The following is a 14776-nucleotide window of genomic DNA, read 5'->3' as shown; positions in this document are numbered from 1 at the left end:
GCGCCGCTGGGCGAAGGCGGTTCCGGCGCCTCCACCCCGCGCGCGGAGGCGTCCGGGGTGCCGGGCGGCGGAAGGACGCGCGGGTTCGCCGGCCGGGCGCCGGGCGCACCCGGCCCACCGTGCGCCGCCGCGCCGGGCGAACCGGCCGCGCCCGCGTCACCGTGATTCCCGGGCCCGCGCACGTCCCCGCCGCGGCCCGCCACGTCACGGCCGGGCACGATGCCCGGAACGCCGCCGTCCCCCGGGTCGCTGCCCGGGTCGGGCGAACCGAACCGCCGCGGTCCGGGTCCGCCGGCTGCGTCCGAAGGCGCACCGCCACCGGGCCTGCCGGTGGAAGGGCCGCCTGCTACGTCGCCGGGACGGTCACCGGCGCCCGGGCTGTCGAAGCCGGGCCGGTCGAGGGGAGAGCCGCCGGGCACGTCGCTGGGACGACCGGCGGTGCCGGGGCCGTCGAAGCCCGGCCTGTAGGCAGGAGCGCCGCCCGCTACGTCGCCGGGACGGCCACCGGTACCCGGGCCGGCGACGCCGGGCCTGCCGAGGGGAGTACCGCCTGCGATGTCGCTGGGACGGTCACCGGTACCCGGGCCGTCGAAGCCGGGCCTGTCGAGGGAAGAGCCGCCTGCGATGTCGCTGGGACGACCAGCGGTGCCGGGGCCGTCGAAGCCCGGCCCGGAGGCAGGGGAGCCGCCCGGCATGTCGCCGGGACGGTCGCCGGTACCCGGGTGGTCGTGGCCGGGCCCGTGGCCGCCGAGAACCGAAGCGGCGCCGGGTGTTCCGTTATCGCTCCCCGCGGTTCCGGCGAAGCCCGGCGTGACTGTGCGGTCGGCCGACCCGCCGACTGCCCCGCCGGGCCGCTGGTCGCCGGCCTCCGCGCGGTCATCCGGTCGGCCGATCGAGGGGTTCGAGGGGGCGTTCCGTCCCTCGGCACCGACGGCACCCGGTCGGCCGATCGGAGGAAGTCCGCCGATGCCCGGGCCGCCGGGCGCGAGCGGTAGCCCGCTGTCGCCCGGTCGTCCGCCGGCCGGATTTCCGTTGACGCCGTAACCGCCCGCATCGCCCCCGACGGGACCGCTGCCGACCGGACCGCGTCCGGGCAGACCGCTTCCCGCGGGCCCGCCGCCGGGCAGGCCACTGCCGGGCAGGCCATTGCTGGTCGGACCGCCGCCGGGCAGCCCATTGATACCGGAATCGCCCTGCGTGCCACTGCTGTTCGGTCCCGATTCGCCCATACCGCCGAGCCGCGGTCCGCTCGGGAAGGCGGGGCTGTCGCCACCGGGCGACGTGGGGTTCGGGCGGGACGGCCTGTCGTCGGTCGGCGCTCCACCGGTCGTCGGTCCGCCGGGGAGGCCGGGAGGGCCGTCGCCGGACGGCCTGGCGTCCGGCGACCCGCCGATGATGCCCGCTGCGGGGGCGCCGCCGCCGATCACGCCGGGGAGATCCGCGCTCGCCTCGGGGGCGGCGGGGCCGCCGGGGCGGGTGGGATCGTGCGGCGGCCGCGCGGCGGGGGAACCTCCGGGGCCCGAACCGGTTCCGGGGGCGGGAGCCTGCGGAGGCTGGACTCGCTGGGCGCCCTTCGGGGTCTCCGGCGCCTCGCCGGGACGGACCACGGGCAGGGCGCGGGTCGGTTCGCCGTCGAGGACGGAGGCGCGGGGACGGGTGGGGTCCGGCGACATGGGGTGCCGCGCGCGGGCAGGCTCGGACTCGTTGATCTTGTCGAGGTGCGCGGTCGGCGCTTCCGCCTCGATCTCGGCGACGGTGCGCGGCCTGCGGGGGGAGCGGGCCAGCTTGCTGTCGGGGACCGCCTTGAGCTGCATGGTCGGCGGATCGGTGATCGGGGTGGTCTTCACCAGGTCGACGACCTGTTCCCGGTTGGGCAGCTCGTCGTCGAGGATGGGTTCGCCGAGGCCGATCTTCTCCTGGATGCGTTTCATCCACTTCGGCGCCCACCAGCAGTCGTCGCCGAGCAGCTTCATGGTGGCGGGCACCAGCAACATGCGCAGCACGGTGGCGTCGATGAACAGCGCCGCGATCATGCCGTAGGCGATGTACTGCATCATCACCAGGTCGGAGAAGGCGAACGCGCCGGTCACCACCAGCAGGATGAGGGCGGCGGCGGTGATGATGCGGCCCGTCTGGGCCGTGCCGATGCGCACCGACTCCGTCGTCGAGGCGCCTTGCGCGCGCGCCTCGACCATCCGGGAGAGCAGGAACACCTCGTAGTCGGTGGACAGGCCGTAGATGACGGCGATGATCAGCATCAGCACCGGCGCGGAGATCGGCTGCGGGGTGAAGTTCAGCAGGTCGGCGCCGTACCCGTCGACGAAGATCAGCGTCAGGATGCCGAGGGTCGAGCCGAGGCCGAGCGCGCTCATCAGCGCGGCCTTGATCGGCAGCACCAGGGAGCCGAAGGTCAGGAACATCAGCACCGTGGTGGTCAGCAGGACCAGGGCGATCATCAACGGCATGCGCGAGAGCAGCGCGTCGATGCTGTCCTTCTGGATCGCGGGCTGACCGCCGACGTACATGGTGACGTTGTCGGGCAGTTCGATCGAGCGCAGATAGTCGATCGTGGGGTCGTAGTTCTCCGAGTCGGTCAGGGTCGCCTCGGTCTTGAACACCGTGGGATCGACCGTCGACTTGGTCGGCACGCCGAAGGGGCCGACCAGGTTGGGCGCGGAGTTCGCCTCCTTCCACACCTTGCCGATGGCCGTGGTGTCGTCGGAGACGAAGACGAGCTGGATCGGGTCGGTCTTCTTCTGCGGGAAGATCGAGTAGAACTGCTCGAGCGCGACGCGGGTCGGCGCGTCCGGGGGCAGGTACCGCTCGTTGATGCCGCCGAACTTCAGGTCCTTGACCGGGATGATCAGCAGCAGCAGGCCGATGGTGATCGGGATGGCGATCTTGAGCGGGTGCTTCATGACCCAGCGGGTCATGTTGCCCCAGAAGCCGTTCTCGATCTCCTCGGCGGTCTTGGTCTTGCGGAAGCGCTTGAGGCCGAGCATGTCGATGCGCGGGCCGAGGATGGCCAGCATCGCGGGCAGGATCGTGATCGCGGTCAGCGCGGCCAGCGACACCGTCGCGATGGTGCCGTAGGCGACCGAACGCAGGAAGCCCTGCGGGAACAGCAGCATGCCGCCGAGGCTGGCGATGATCATGGTCGCCGAGAAGACGACGGTGCGTCCGGCGGTCATCACCGAGCGCCGCACGGCGGCCCGCGTGTCGTAGCCCTCGGCCAGCTCCTCGCGGAACCGGCTGACGATGAACAGGCCGTAGTCGATCGCCAGGCCGAGGCCGATCATCGACACGACGCCGCCGACGAACGAGTTGACCTCGGTGAACTTGGTCAGGCCCATGACGATGCCGTTGGCACCCAGGATCGTCAGGCCGCCGACGATGAGGGGCAGCGCGGCGGCGACCACGCCGCCGAAGATGAAGAACAACAGCACCGCTACGGCCGGGATGGCCAGCATCTCCATGCGCTTCTGGTCGTGGGCGATGGTGTCGTTGAGCGTGCCGCCGACCGCTTGCAGGCCGGTGACCTGGGTGTTCACCCCGTCGACGAAGAAGACGTCCTTGACCTTGCGGTAGTTGCGCACCAGGTCGGTGTCGTTGTCGCCGACGATGCCGATCGAGGCGAAGGCGTACTTCTTGTCCTTGGAACCGAACGCCGACGGCACGCCGGGGGTGGTGCCCACGGTCCAGTAGGTGCCGTAGATCTGCTCGATCTGGTCGGGGTACTTCTCCTTGAGGCTGCCCAGGTTGGCGGCGACCTTGTCCCGCATGGCGGGGTCGTCGATGGTCTTGCCCTCGGCCGCGGTGTACAGCACGATCACATCGGCGCGGTGGTCACGGCCGAAGACCGCGTCGGAGAGGTGCGCCGCCTTCGCCGAGTCCGAACCCGGGTCGTCCCAGCCGCTGGTGCTGAGGTGATCCTCGAGCCCGAAACCGTAGCCACCCATCGCCAGCAGGGCGGCACCGACCACACCGATGACGGCGAAGCGGAACCGATAGACCAGATCGCCCCAGCGGGTGAACACTTAAGCGACTCCTTGAGCAGAGCGAGAAGTGAGCAGTGCCGACAGCGGCCGGAACGGCTGCAGCCAGGCACCCTCGTCGGGCAGCGAGTCGAGACTCACCCGCGGCAGCGGTTCACGGAACACGCCGGGGATGTCTTCGAGGTCGACGAACTCGAGCGTATCGGAAGTGACCGCCCAACTCGCGTGCTCACGGAAACCGAGCACCTGAACGGGAACCCCGCTCGCCGCGATCTCCTCCAGCGGCTCGCGGAAGGCCTGGCCGTCGGCGGAGGCGACCATGATCCCGGCCAGCCCCGCGCCCCGCTTGCGCAGCGCGATGTGGGCCAGCATGTCGGCGTCGACGTCGGAGTCCTCGTCGACCTTGGGCTTGGCGAACACCGCGTAACCGACGTTGCGCAGCGCCTCGACCCACGGGCGGACCACGTCGGCGGTGCCGGGCGCGATGTTGGTGAAGACGGTGGCCTCGGGCTCGACCCGGGCCTTGTTGCCGACCGAGAGCTCGGCCGTGCGGGCGAGCAGCCAGCGGCCGAGGGCGTCGAAGCGGGGACGATAGGCGGCGGTGGGACGCCCACCGAGGATGGCGCCCAGACCCATGTCGAGGTTCGGCGCGTCCCAGACCAGCAGGACACGCCGGACGTCGGGTCCGGAACTACCCAGCGCCTCGCTGCCGGTACCCGGCATCTCGTGGGCGATCTCGTGCACGCTCATCGTTCGATCTTCCCCCATATGAAGTCGTTGATGACACTTCCGGCGCGCAGACCCTTGCCCTCGAACTTGGTGACCGGCCGTTCGAAGCCGATCGGCGCGTTCGCCAGGTCCTTCTCGTCGTCGCCGCCGGTGGCCTTGTTCAGGCCGGTGAGCAGCGGTTCCGCCGAACCTACCTCGAGGATGTGTTCGGCGTAGTCGGCGTGATCGGTGGCCACGTGCAGGATGCCGCCGGGCTTCAGCCTGCTGGCGATCAGCGCGAACGTCGGGGCCTGGAGCAGGCGGCGCTTGTGATGGCGGGCCTTGGGCCACGGGTCGGGGAAGAAGACGCGGACGCCGGTCAGCGACTCCGGGGCAACCATGTTCTCCAGCACGTCGACGGCGTCGCCGCGCAGCAGGCGGATGTTGCCGATCTCCTCGCGCTCCACCGCCTGGACCAGCTGGGCGAGCCCGGGCTGGTAGACCTCGATGCCGATGAGGTTCACCGCGGGCTCGGCCTTCGCCATGGCCGCGGTGGCCGTGCCGGTGCCGCAGCCGATCTCGATGACCAGCGGCGCGGACCGCCCGAACCAGGCATCGGCGTCGAGGGGCTCGTTCGCGACTGTGCGGCCGATGACGGGCCAGGTCCGCTCCCAGGACGCCTGCTGATTCGGGGTCAAGGCGCCGCGCCGCGAGCGGAAGCTCGTGACGCGGGGGTACAACCGGGAGCCGGAGGTCGAGCGGCGGCCCGCTTCGTTCGGGATTTCCGACAGCTTCGGGTGGGCCGGGGCTTGCGACGGCGTCCCCGGAACCGACTCGACTGGGTGGTTGGCGGCGTCGTTCACGTCCACCATTGTCCAGCATGCGCCGAGCTACGCCGACAGCGGTCGCGCGGGGGCGGGTGTGACCGGCCGGATGAAACGGACATACGTCGCATCTTCGCGCAGGTCGGCCGGGCGCGCGCACGGCTGAGGGAATTCTGGTGTATCTGACAGAATGCGGGGCGGGAAGGGGGTCGCGCCGATGTCGACAGTCACCGAGGCCGCACCGTCGCGGGTGCTCGAGCAGTTCGAACAGCTGGTCGCCGCACTGCGCGGGGGCGGGGGACGGGATCCGGAGCTGGCCGGAGCGCTGACCGAGCTGGTCATGGCGTGGAATCGCCCGTTGCGGATCCAGATCGCCGGGCGCGCGCACAGCGGCCGGTCCACCGTCCGCGAGGCGCTGGCGCTGATGACCGCGCAGGAGACCGAGGCCGTCGACCTGCCCGGCGGAAGCGATCCGGTGCTCGACGGCGATCTGGTCGTCTATGTGCTCTCGGGCGGTCCGCAGCCCGCCGACCTGCGTGTTCTCGCCGGTTTGCCGCGCGATCGGACCGTTGTGGTGTTGAACAAGGCCGACGCCGTCGGTTCGCGCTGGAGCGAGGCCGTCGCCGCCGCGGACCGGTACGGCCGCGAACTCGGGTTGCCGATGGTCCCGGTCGTCGCCTCGCTGGCGGTGCGGACCAAGGCGGGCGTCGTCGGCGAGGCCGACCTGGCCGACCTGCGCAGGCTCGCCGCCGACCCGTCCGCGCCCGCCGCGCTGGCCGTCGACCTGTTCACCGCGCCGGGCCCCGACGAGGACGTGCGCCGCCGGCTGCTGGCCGACTGGGACCTCTTCGGCGTGGACACCGCCCTGGCCGCGCTGCGCGCCGACCCGGACCTGTCGGGGCCCGCCCTCATCCAGATCCTGCACGCCGCCAGCGGCATCGACCCGCTCTACCGCCTGGTGCACCGCCGCTACGAGCAGGCGGGCGCCCTGCGCGACGGCGCCCTCCTCGACGACCTGCGCAGGCTCGCCGCCAGGGCGGTCCCGGTGGCGGGCAGCCGCGGCCGGGCGCTGATCGGCGAGTTCCTGGCGGGCGACGACGCGGTGTGGATGGGCCTGTGCGCCGGGCTGGCCTGCCCGGAGGTCGCCCATCTCGCGGCGGGCTATCGGTCGCCCGCCCCCGCCGACGCCGACGAGGCCATCGACCGGGCGGTCCGCTGGCGGGCGATCGTCGCCAGCGACATGCCACCGGCGGCGCGTCGGGCCGCGCTGCGCGTCCACGACGGCTACGTGCGGGCCTGGGAGCGGATGAGCAGTGCCGGACTCTGAGCCGCCCGCGGCGACGGAGTCGACGAAGGCAACGGAGGCGACGGAGTCGACGAAGGCAACGGCGGGGACGGAGGCACAGCCGGTCCCGCCCCCCGAGGTCGCCGCGCTGATCGAACGCTGGAATCCGCAGGGCGCGGCGCTGCTGCGCGCGATCGAGCAGGGCACCGACGGGAGCGGCGTCCGGCTGTACGCCCCCGACGACGCCAACACCGTCCTGCTGCGCACCGAACTCCCCCGCTTCGAACCCCGCGTCGAGTTCACCGAGCCCGAGCCCGGCGCCCTCGATCGCCCCGCCGCGGCGCTGGTCCTGGTGGACGCGGGCACGGTGATCGGCTCCGACGTGCTGGCGCTGCTCGCGCGACTCCGCGCGGCCGAGCGCCGGATCCTGATCGCCATGAACGGCTTCCACGCCTATCGGGACTGGCAGTCGGTCCGCGACCGCAATCTCGCGGTGCTCGCGCACAACGGCCTCGGCGACCTGGACATCATCGCCGTCTCGGCGCGGTTGTCCGCGGCGGCGCGGTCCTCCGGTGATTCGGTGCTCCTCGACCGCTCCGGCATGGGCGCGCTGCACGCCGCGCTGGCCGCGGCCACCGCGGCCACCGCCGGAGACGGCCCGGCGCGGCGCGCCGCGGCGCTGGAACAGATCGTCGCCGACACCCGCGCCCGGGTCGAGGAGCAGATCGCCGGTCTGCGCTCCGGCGCCGAGCAGACCCGGCTGCGGGAGGAGCGGGTCGCGCTGCTGGCCGACCGCGACGGTGGCCGTCAGGCGGGCTTGTCGGCGGTGCGCAGCCAGATCCAGCTGGCCCGCGTCGATCTGACCACCGAGGTCGGCGCGCGGGTCCGCGCCCTGCACACGGCGGCGCGCACCGATCTGGAGCGCCTCGGCCGCGCGGAGATGCGGGGTTATCCGCCCAGGTTGCAGCAGGCGGTGACCGACCTGTCCGGCGCGGTCGACACGCTGACGGAGTCGCGGCTCGCCGACCTGTCCGAGCGCTTCGGCGCGGGGACGGAACCGCTGCGCAGGCGGGCGGCCGCCCCGCAGGTCGGGCCGGAGCCCGGGCCGCGGCACCGTGGTGTCGAAGATCACCTCATGATCGCCCTCGGCGCGTCGGCCGGTGTCGGCCTCGGGCGCCTGGTAGTGGCTCCGCTGTCGCTGGTGCCGACGCTGGACGTCGCCAGCGTCCCCGTGACGCTGTTGCTCGGTGCGGGCGCGGCCGCGTGGGTCGTGCGCGCGCGAGGGCAGCTCGCCGAACGCAATCATCTGGCCCAGTGGGTCGCCGACGCGCTGGTCAACGTGAAAGCCCAGCTAGAACAACGGGTCGCGGCCGCGCTGGTGGACGCGGAGTCTGAATTGTCCGCTCAGGTGGCGCGGGATTCGACCGCCCGCGCGATCGTCGTCGACCGGCGGATCGCCGAGATCGACGCGAAGGCCCGCCGGCTCGGCGCCACGCAACCCGCGCAACTGGCCGCTTGCGAGCGCGAACTGGCCGCTCTCGATTCGTGGTCGGCGACGATTGCACGACGCGCCGATGGGTAGGTGAGATAAGGAACCCGATTCCGTATCGATGGTCATATCGCGTTAACCTTGTGCCAGGAACCTGGGCGTCCGCTCCGTGCCAGACGAATGCGCGGCCTCCGTCCATGTCGGCGTTGTACGCCGTCCAGCAGGGGTTGTGCGTTCGGGTGGTCGATGCGGATGCCTTACGCCCATGGTGGGTGTTCGGTGCGGCCGGGTTTCCGGCTGCCGGACAACCGCCCATCTCAGGAGAGTTTTCATGACCTCAGCGACCATTCCTGGTCTTCGTGGATCCGACGGCAAAGCGCCGACCGAGCACGCCGAACTGCTCGCCTGGGTACAGGAAGTCGCAGAGCTCACCCAGCCCGATCGCGTGGTCTGGGCCGATGGCTCCGACGAGGAATGGGATCGCCTGACGACCCAGCTGGTCGAGGCGGGGACCTTCAAGAAGCTCAACGAGCACAAGAAGCCGAACTCGTTCCTGGCGCTGTCCGACCCCTCGGACGTCGCCCGCGTCGAGTCGCGCACCTACATCTGCTCCAAGACCGAGGCCGACGCGGGCCCGACCAACAACTGGGTCGACCCCACCGAGATGCGCGCCACCATGACCGAGCTGTACCGCGGCTCGATGAAGGGCCGCACCATGTACGTGGTGCCGTTCTGCATGGGCCCGCTCGGCGCCGAGGACCCCAAGCTGGGCGTGGAGATCACCGACTCCGAGTACGTCGTGGTCTCGATGCGCGTGATGACCCGCATGGGCGCGGCCGCGCTGGAGAAGCTGGGCACCGATCGCCCGTTCGTGAAGGCCCTGCACTCCGTGGGCGCCCCGCTGGCCGACGGCCAGGCCGATGTGCCGTGGCCCTGCAACGACACCAAGTACATCACCCACTTCCCCGAGGACCGCGAGATCTGGTCCTACGGCTCCGGCTACGGCGGCAACGCCCTGCTCGGCAAGAAGTGCTACTCGCTGCGTATCGCCTCGGCGATGGCGCACGACGAGGGCTGGCTGGCCGAGCACATGCTGATCCTCAAGCTGATCTCGCCCGAGGGCAAGAACTACTACATCGCCGCCGCGTTCCCGTCGGCCTGCGGTAAGACCAACCTCGCGATGATCCAGCCGACCGTGCCGGGCTGGCGCGCGGAGACCCTGGGCGACGACATCGCCTGGATGCGGTTCGGCGAGGACGGCCGCCTCTACGCGGTGAACCCGGAGTTCGGCTTCTTCGGCGTCGCGCCGGGCACCAACCGCAGCTCCAACCCCAACGCGATGGCGACCATCGAGGCGGGCAACACGGTCTACACCAACGTCGCCCTGACCGACGACAACGACGTGTGGTGGGAGGGTCTCGAGGGCGAGCCGGAGCACCTGATCGACTGGAAGGGCAACGACTGGGTCCTGCGGGAGACCGAGACCCTGGCCGCGCACCCGAACTCGCGCTACTGCACCCCGATGTCGCAGTGCCCGATCCTGGCCCCCGAGTGGGACGACCCGCAGGGTGTGCCGATCTCGGCGATCCTGTTCGGCGGCCGCCGCAAGACCACCGTCCCGCTGGTGACCGAGTCCTTCGGCTGGGAGCACGGTGTGTTCATGGGCGCCACCATGGGTTCCGAGCAGACCGCCGCCGCCGAGGGCAAGGTCGGCACCGTCCGCCGCGACCCGATGGCGATGCTGCCGTTCCTCGGCTACCACGTGGGCGACTACCTGAACCACTGGATCACCCTCGGCAAGAACGCCGACGCGAACAAGCTGCCGAAGATCTTCTACGTCAACTGGTTCCGTCGCGGCGCCGACGGTCGCTTCCTGTGGCCCGGCTTCGGCGAGAACTCCCGCGTGCTGGAGTGGATCGTCGGCCGTATCGAGGGCCGCTCGGGCGCGCAGGCCACCGCGGTCGGCAACGTGCCGACGGCCGCCGATCTCGACCTGGAGGGCCTCGACGTGGTCGTGGCCGACGTCGACGAGGCGCTCGCGGTGAACGCCGAGGAGTGGCGTAACGAGATCCCCTCGATCGAGGAGTGGTTCCAGTTCGTCGGTGACAAGCTGCCTTCCGGCGTGCGCGACGAGTTCGAGGCCCTCAAGGAGCGCCTGGGCTGATCTGCCTGATCCGCCCGCTCAGCAGCACTTTCGCGAGCCGCCCGCACGATTCGATCGTGCGGGCGGCTCGTTTGTGCGCATCTTGCACTGAACAGTGTGAAACAAACCTATGTCGGATCGGCGGAAAGTTGCTATGTTGTCGGGGTCACATTAACTCTCGAATGTGACCCGGTACTCACGCACAAATGCGCAGGCATGCGTGGGCGACAATGTAGTCACCGTGAGGAGTTCTGTCATGGGTTCAATCGGCCCGCTCATCAGCGCGATCTTCCCCGCCCTCGGTTCGCTGGAAGGGCTCGATTCCCTGCCCGGCCTTTTCCTGGGGTCCCTCGAGGGCATCTTCGGCTGAGTCCGGCCAGGTCCGGCCACCTCGACGCCCGGTAGGGGCGTATTCACGGGCCGCGCGCACGGCGCGCCCGCCCGTTTCGCACGCGGTTTTCCCGAATTGCCGCGTGAATCAACCGTCAAGGAGTTTTTGTCATGGAAATGGGCTCGCTCACGCAAATGCTCGCCGCTGTCATCCCGGCGCTCGGGTCGGCGGTGGCAGGTGACGGCCTGCTCGATCTCTTCATCGGCTCGGTCGAGAACTTCTTCCGGATCTGATCCGGAAAACCCCCGCACAACAGCAATATCCGCAGTGTAAGGAGAAATGAACATGGGATCGCTCATCGATATCCTCGGCCAGGGCGCCAGCAGCCTCGGCCAGAACGGCACCCTCATCGTCAACGCCCTGATCACCCTCAGCGGCGGCACCCCCGCCGCGGGCAAGTAGATCGGTTCGGCTCCGCCGGGGACGCGCGCGGCGTCCCCGGCGCACGGCAAGAGGTGCGCGCTGCAGTGACGAAGTCTCCCCTGATCCGCGGTCTGGCCGCCCTGGCCTGCGCGGTGTCGATGGCCGGTGGCCTGACCGCGACCGCGGCGTCCCCGGCCGCCGCCGAACCCGCCGCCCGCCTGGTCTCGCGGACCACGGTGTCGCCGCAGATGCTCGACATCGCGGTGTACTCGCCGTCGATGGACCGCGACATCGCGCTGCGCGTGCTTCGCCCCGCCGACACCGGCGCGCCCGCACCCACCCTCTACCTGCTCAACGGCGCCGGCGGCGGCGAGGATTCGGCCAACTGGCCCGCCCAGACCGACGCCGAACAGTTCTTCGCCGACAAGCGGGTCAACGTCGTCATCCCCATGGAGGGCGCCTTCAGCTACTACACCGACTGGGACAACGACGACCCGGCGCTGGCGAAGCTGCTGAAGAACAACGGCCGCAACAAGTGGACCACCTTCCTTACCGAGGAACTGCCCCCGGTCATCGACGCGGCCTTCGCCACGACGGGCGAGAACGCGCTGGCGGGCATCTCCATGGCGGGCACCTCGGTCCTCGGTCTCACGCTCGAGGCGCCCGGACTGTACCGGAGCGTCGCCGCCTACAGCGGCTGCGCGATGACCAGTGACCCGGTCGGCCAGACTTTCGTCTCGACCGTGCTCAGCCTGTCCGGCGCCGACGCGAAGAACATGTGGGGCCCCAAGAACGGCGAGCGCTGGCGCGCGAACGACCCGTTCCTGCAGGCGGACCGGCTGCCCGACATCCCGTACTACATCGCGGCGGGCTCGGGTCTGCCCGGCGCGCACGACACCCTGGCCAACCCGCGCCTCGGCAACAGCAACAGCAAACTGGTCAACCAGATGCTCGTCGGCGGCGCGATCGAGTCCGCGGCCTTCTACTGCACCGCCCGGCTCGCCCAGCGCACCGCCGAACTCGGCCGCACCAACTTCACCTTCAACCTGCGTCCCACCGGGTCGCACTCCTGGGGCTACTGGCAGGACGACCTGCACGAGTCCTGGCCGATGCTGAGCCGGTCGCTGGGCCTGTCGTGACCCGCCTTTCCCCGCGCGACGCGGTCTTCGTCTACGACGAGACCGATCGGCACCTGTCGAACATCGCCGCGTTCTACGTCTTCGGCGCCGAGTCGGGCGAAGCGCTCGCCCCGGCCGAGATCTCGGGCTGGCTCCGCGCGCGGCTCGGCTACGCCGCGTTCCTGAACCGGCGGCTGCGCCGCGTCTGGGGCGACCTCGAACTGCCCAGGTGGGAGGTCGATCCCGGCTTCTCGGTCGACGACCACCTCGGCTTCGAGGCGCCCGGCGACTGGCCCGCGGCCCGCGCGCGCATCGCCGCCATCGCCGCGACGCGCCTCGACCTGGACCGCCCGCCGTGGCGGATCCAGGTGCTGACCGGGGTGCGCGGGGTGCCCGGCGTGCGGGGCGCGGCCACGATCGTCGTCCTGCTGCTGCACCACTGCGCGGGCGACGGTATCGCGACCAGGGAGCTGGAATCCCGGCTCTTCGCCCGCCCCGAACTGCCCGTCTCCGCGCGGCGCGGCGCGGCCGGGAGGACCCTGCCCGCGCCGCTGGTCGCCGCGCGGATCGCGGGATCCGCCGGCCTGGGTGCCCTGCGCTTCGCCGACGGGCTCCGGCGCTCCAAGGCCGCCGCCGGGGAGGTCCGCGCCCGCGCCGCCTCCGGCGACCTGCACGAACCCCGGGCGTCGCGGCCCGCCACCCGCTTCAACCGCGCCACCGCGGGCACCCCGATCTTCGACATGGTCACTCTCCCGCTGGCCGACGTCCGCGCCCTGCGCGCGGGCCACCCGGAGCGGGTGACGGTCAACGACATCCTGCTCAGCACGGTCGCGGGCGCGCTCTCGGCGTACCTGGCCGAGCGGGGGGAGCGGCCCGCCGGGTCCCTGGCGGCGATGGTCCCGCTGTCGACGCGTCCTGTCGCCGACTGGGATTCGGCCAACCGGATCGCGCAGATGTTCGTCGACCTGCACACCGACATCGACGACCCGGTGCTGCGGCTGCGCGCGGTCGCCGAGTCGGCGCGGCGCGAGAAGCGGCGCGGGACGGACCCGGCGGTGCTGCGGCGCGAGGCGCGGGTGGAGACCGCGCCGCCCTGGCTGCTGCGGCTGGCCGGCTGGGCGCGCACACAGCGGGACTTCACCGCGGGCGAGACCATCCCCTACGCCAACACGACCATCAGCAACGTGCCGCCGGTGGCCGACGCCCTGGAACTCTGCGGCGCGCCGCTGATCCGGGCGCAGGGTGTCCTGCCGCCGCTGGACGGGGACGCCCTGCGGCACCTGATCAGCTCGCAGGGCGGGGAACTGGTGATCACCTTCAGCAGCTACGACGCGATCCTGCCCGATCCCGCCCACTACGCCGACCTGCTGCGGGCCTCGTTCGACGAGCTCGCCGCGGCAATCGCTACTCGGGGAACGGCGCCAGCCTGATCAACGGCAGGAAGCCGTTGCGGTTCAGCCACCGGATCCGTCCGCCGGGGACGGCCGCGGCCTCCGCGGTGAAGGCGGCGACCAGCGCGCGCTTGAAGTCCTGTCGCGGATACCGGGTCAGCAGCTCGTCGACCCACGCCGCGTCCAGGTCGGCGAGGCGGTCGCCGAGGACGTCCACCGAGGCGCCCGCCGAGACGAAGCCGCCCGGATCGGCGAGATCCGCGGCGACACCGGGCGTCACGTGGGCCGCCACCGCCGCGCCGATGGCATCCGCCCGTTCCGGATCGCAGCCGTGCCGCAGCGCGAAGCCGGCGGCCCGCTCGCCGCCGCGCACGGCGAAACAGCGCCCCGGTACCGGTGATTCGAGCGCGATGTCGTGCAGCAGGCAGGAGACGTAGGCGATCTCGCCGTCGTAGTCGACGCCGTCGAGGCCGGCGAGGGCGCGGGCGAAGAAATAGGTGCGGTACGAGTGGGCGAGCACCGTGTCCGAGAGCGCCCCGCGCACTTCGTCTTCGGCGGCGCGGGCGAGCGGCGTGTCCGGCACCGCCGCCTCGTCCAGCGGCGCCCGGCCCGGGCCGCGCCTGCCGAGCGCCAGCCGGATCCGGCCGGGGACGAAGCCGGGCAGCGTCCGCAGCAGCGGCCCGAGGAGGGCGAGGCGCTGTGGGGTGGTGAGGTTGCCGCCGGTCTCGCGGGCCCAGTTCCAGTCCAGAGTGGTCATGGTCCCAGTGTCGCCACCTCGGCGCGGCGGACGTGAGTGGCGGACATGCCACTGATGCGCGGATGAGTGCCAAACTTCAGGCATGCGCGAAGTCGTCGCCCTCGCCCTGGACGGGGTCATGACCTACGACCTGGCCTGCGCGGTCCAGGCGTTCCGGCACGGTCCAGGCAAGACCGGCGAACCGGCCGGCTTCGCCATGCGGACCTGCGGCATCGAGCCGGGGCCGGTGTGGACCCCGAACGGTTTCGCCCTGCACGTCGACCACGGTCTCGAGCTGCTCGCCGAGGCGGACGTGGTGGTCGTGCCCGGCAT

General features: G+C 71.6%; 9 protein-coding genes and 2 pseudogenes. 7 read left to right on the top strand and 4 right to left on the bottom strand.

What is annotated here, in order from left to right:
- Nucleotides 1-1756: 1756 nt before the first annotated feature.
- The 3 genes and pseudogenes from ON36_RS27245 to trmB form a co-directional block, all read right to left on the bottom strand.
- A pseudogene (locus ON36_RS27245) lies at nucleotides 1757-4037 on the bottom strand (MMPL family transporter); the annotation flags it as partial.
- On the bottom strand, nucleotides 4038-4745 hold the full coding sequence (locus ON36_RS27240; RefSeq protein ID WP_043659406.1) for an NYN domain-containing protein: 708 nt from the start codon (nucleotides 4743-4745) through the stop codon (nucleotides 4038-4040).
- Nucleotides 4742-5575: a tRNA (guanosine(46)-N7)-methyltransferase TrmB gene (gene trmB / locus ON36_RS27235; RefSeq protein WP_043659403.1), complete on the bottom strand. Its 834-nt coding sequence runs from the start codon at nucleotides 5573-5575 to the stop codon at nucleotides 4742-4744. Before trmB ends, ON36_RS27240 begins: the two co-directional genes overlap by 4 nt.
- A gap of 169 nt (nucleotides 5576-5744) precedes the next feature.
- Between trmB and ON36_RS27230 the strand changes: the two genes are divergently transcribed.
- From ON36_RS27230 to ON36_RS27210, 6 genes are all read left to right on the top strand, one after another.
- Entirely contained in the window at nucleotides 5745-6854 is a 1110-nt protein-coding gene (locus tag ON36_RS27230; RefSeq protein WP_043659414.1) for a hypothetical protein, read from the top strand.
- Complete coding sequence (locus ON36_RS27225) at nucleotides 6841-8394, top strand: coiled-coil domain-containing protein (protein ID WP_245558223.1); 1554 nt, start codon at nucleotides 6841-6843, stop codon at nucleotides 8392-8394. Before ON36_RS27230 ends, ON36_RS27225 begins: the two co-directional genes overlap by 14 nt.
- 238 nt (nucleotides 8395-8632) lie before the next feature.
- Nucleotides 8633-10465, top strand: coding sequence for a phosphoenolpyruvate carboxykinase (GTP) (locus ON36_RS27220; RefSeq protein WP_043659401.1), 1833 nt, complete (start codon nucleotides 8633-8635; stop codon nucleotides 10463-10465).
- Nucleotides 10466-10945: 480 nt separating this feature from the next.
- Entirely contained in the window at nucleotides 10946-11068 is a 123-nt protein-coding gene (locus ON36_RS36695) for a hypothetical protein (protein WP_281004912.1), read from the top strand.
- Nucleotides 11069-11356: 288 nt separating this feature from the next.
- Nucleotides 11357-12337, top strand: a complete 981-nt coding sequence (locus ON36_RS27215; protein ID WP_083885456.1) for an alpha/beta hydrolase — start codon at nucleotides 11357-11359, stop codon at nucleotides 12335-12337.
- The gene (locus tag ON36_RS27210; protein WP_085999706.1) at nucleotides 12334-13746 is read left to right on the top strand and encodes a wax ester/triacylglycerol synthase family O-acyltransferase; all 1413 of its coding nucleotides are present in this window, start codon (nucleotides 12334-12336) and stop codon (nucleotides 13744-13746) included. The genes ON36_RS27215 and ON36_RS27210 overlap by 4 nt, the downstream gene beginning before the upstream one ends.
- Here the strand turns inward: ON36_RS27210 and ON36_RS27205 are convergent.
- Nucleotides 13721-14464: an HD domain-containing protein gene (locus tag ON36_RS27205; protein ID WP_043659396.1), complete on the bottom strand. Its 744-nt coding sequence runs from the start codon at nucleotides 14462-14464 to the stop codon at nucleotides 13721-13723. The two genes, ON36_RS27210 and ON36_RS27205, sit on opposite strands and share 26 nt — an antisense overlap.
- Nucleotides 14465-14546: 82 nt before the next feature.
- Here ON36_RS27205 and ON36_RS27200 point away from each other — a divergent pair.
- A pseudogene (locus tag ON36_RS27200) lies at nucleotides 14547-14776 on the top strand (AraC family transcriptional regulator); the annotation flags it as partial.

Origin of the sequence: Nocardia thailandica NBRC 100428 (assembly GCF_000308795.1) — a bacterium.
In the GTDB taxonomy this organism is placed as follows: Bacteria; Actinomycetota; Actinomycetes; order Mycobacteriales; family Mycobacteriaceae; genus Nocardia; species Nocardia thailandica.
This window is presented reverse-complemented; position numbering and strand designations above follow the sequence as displayed.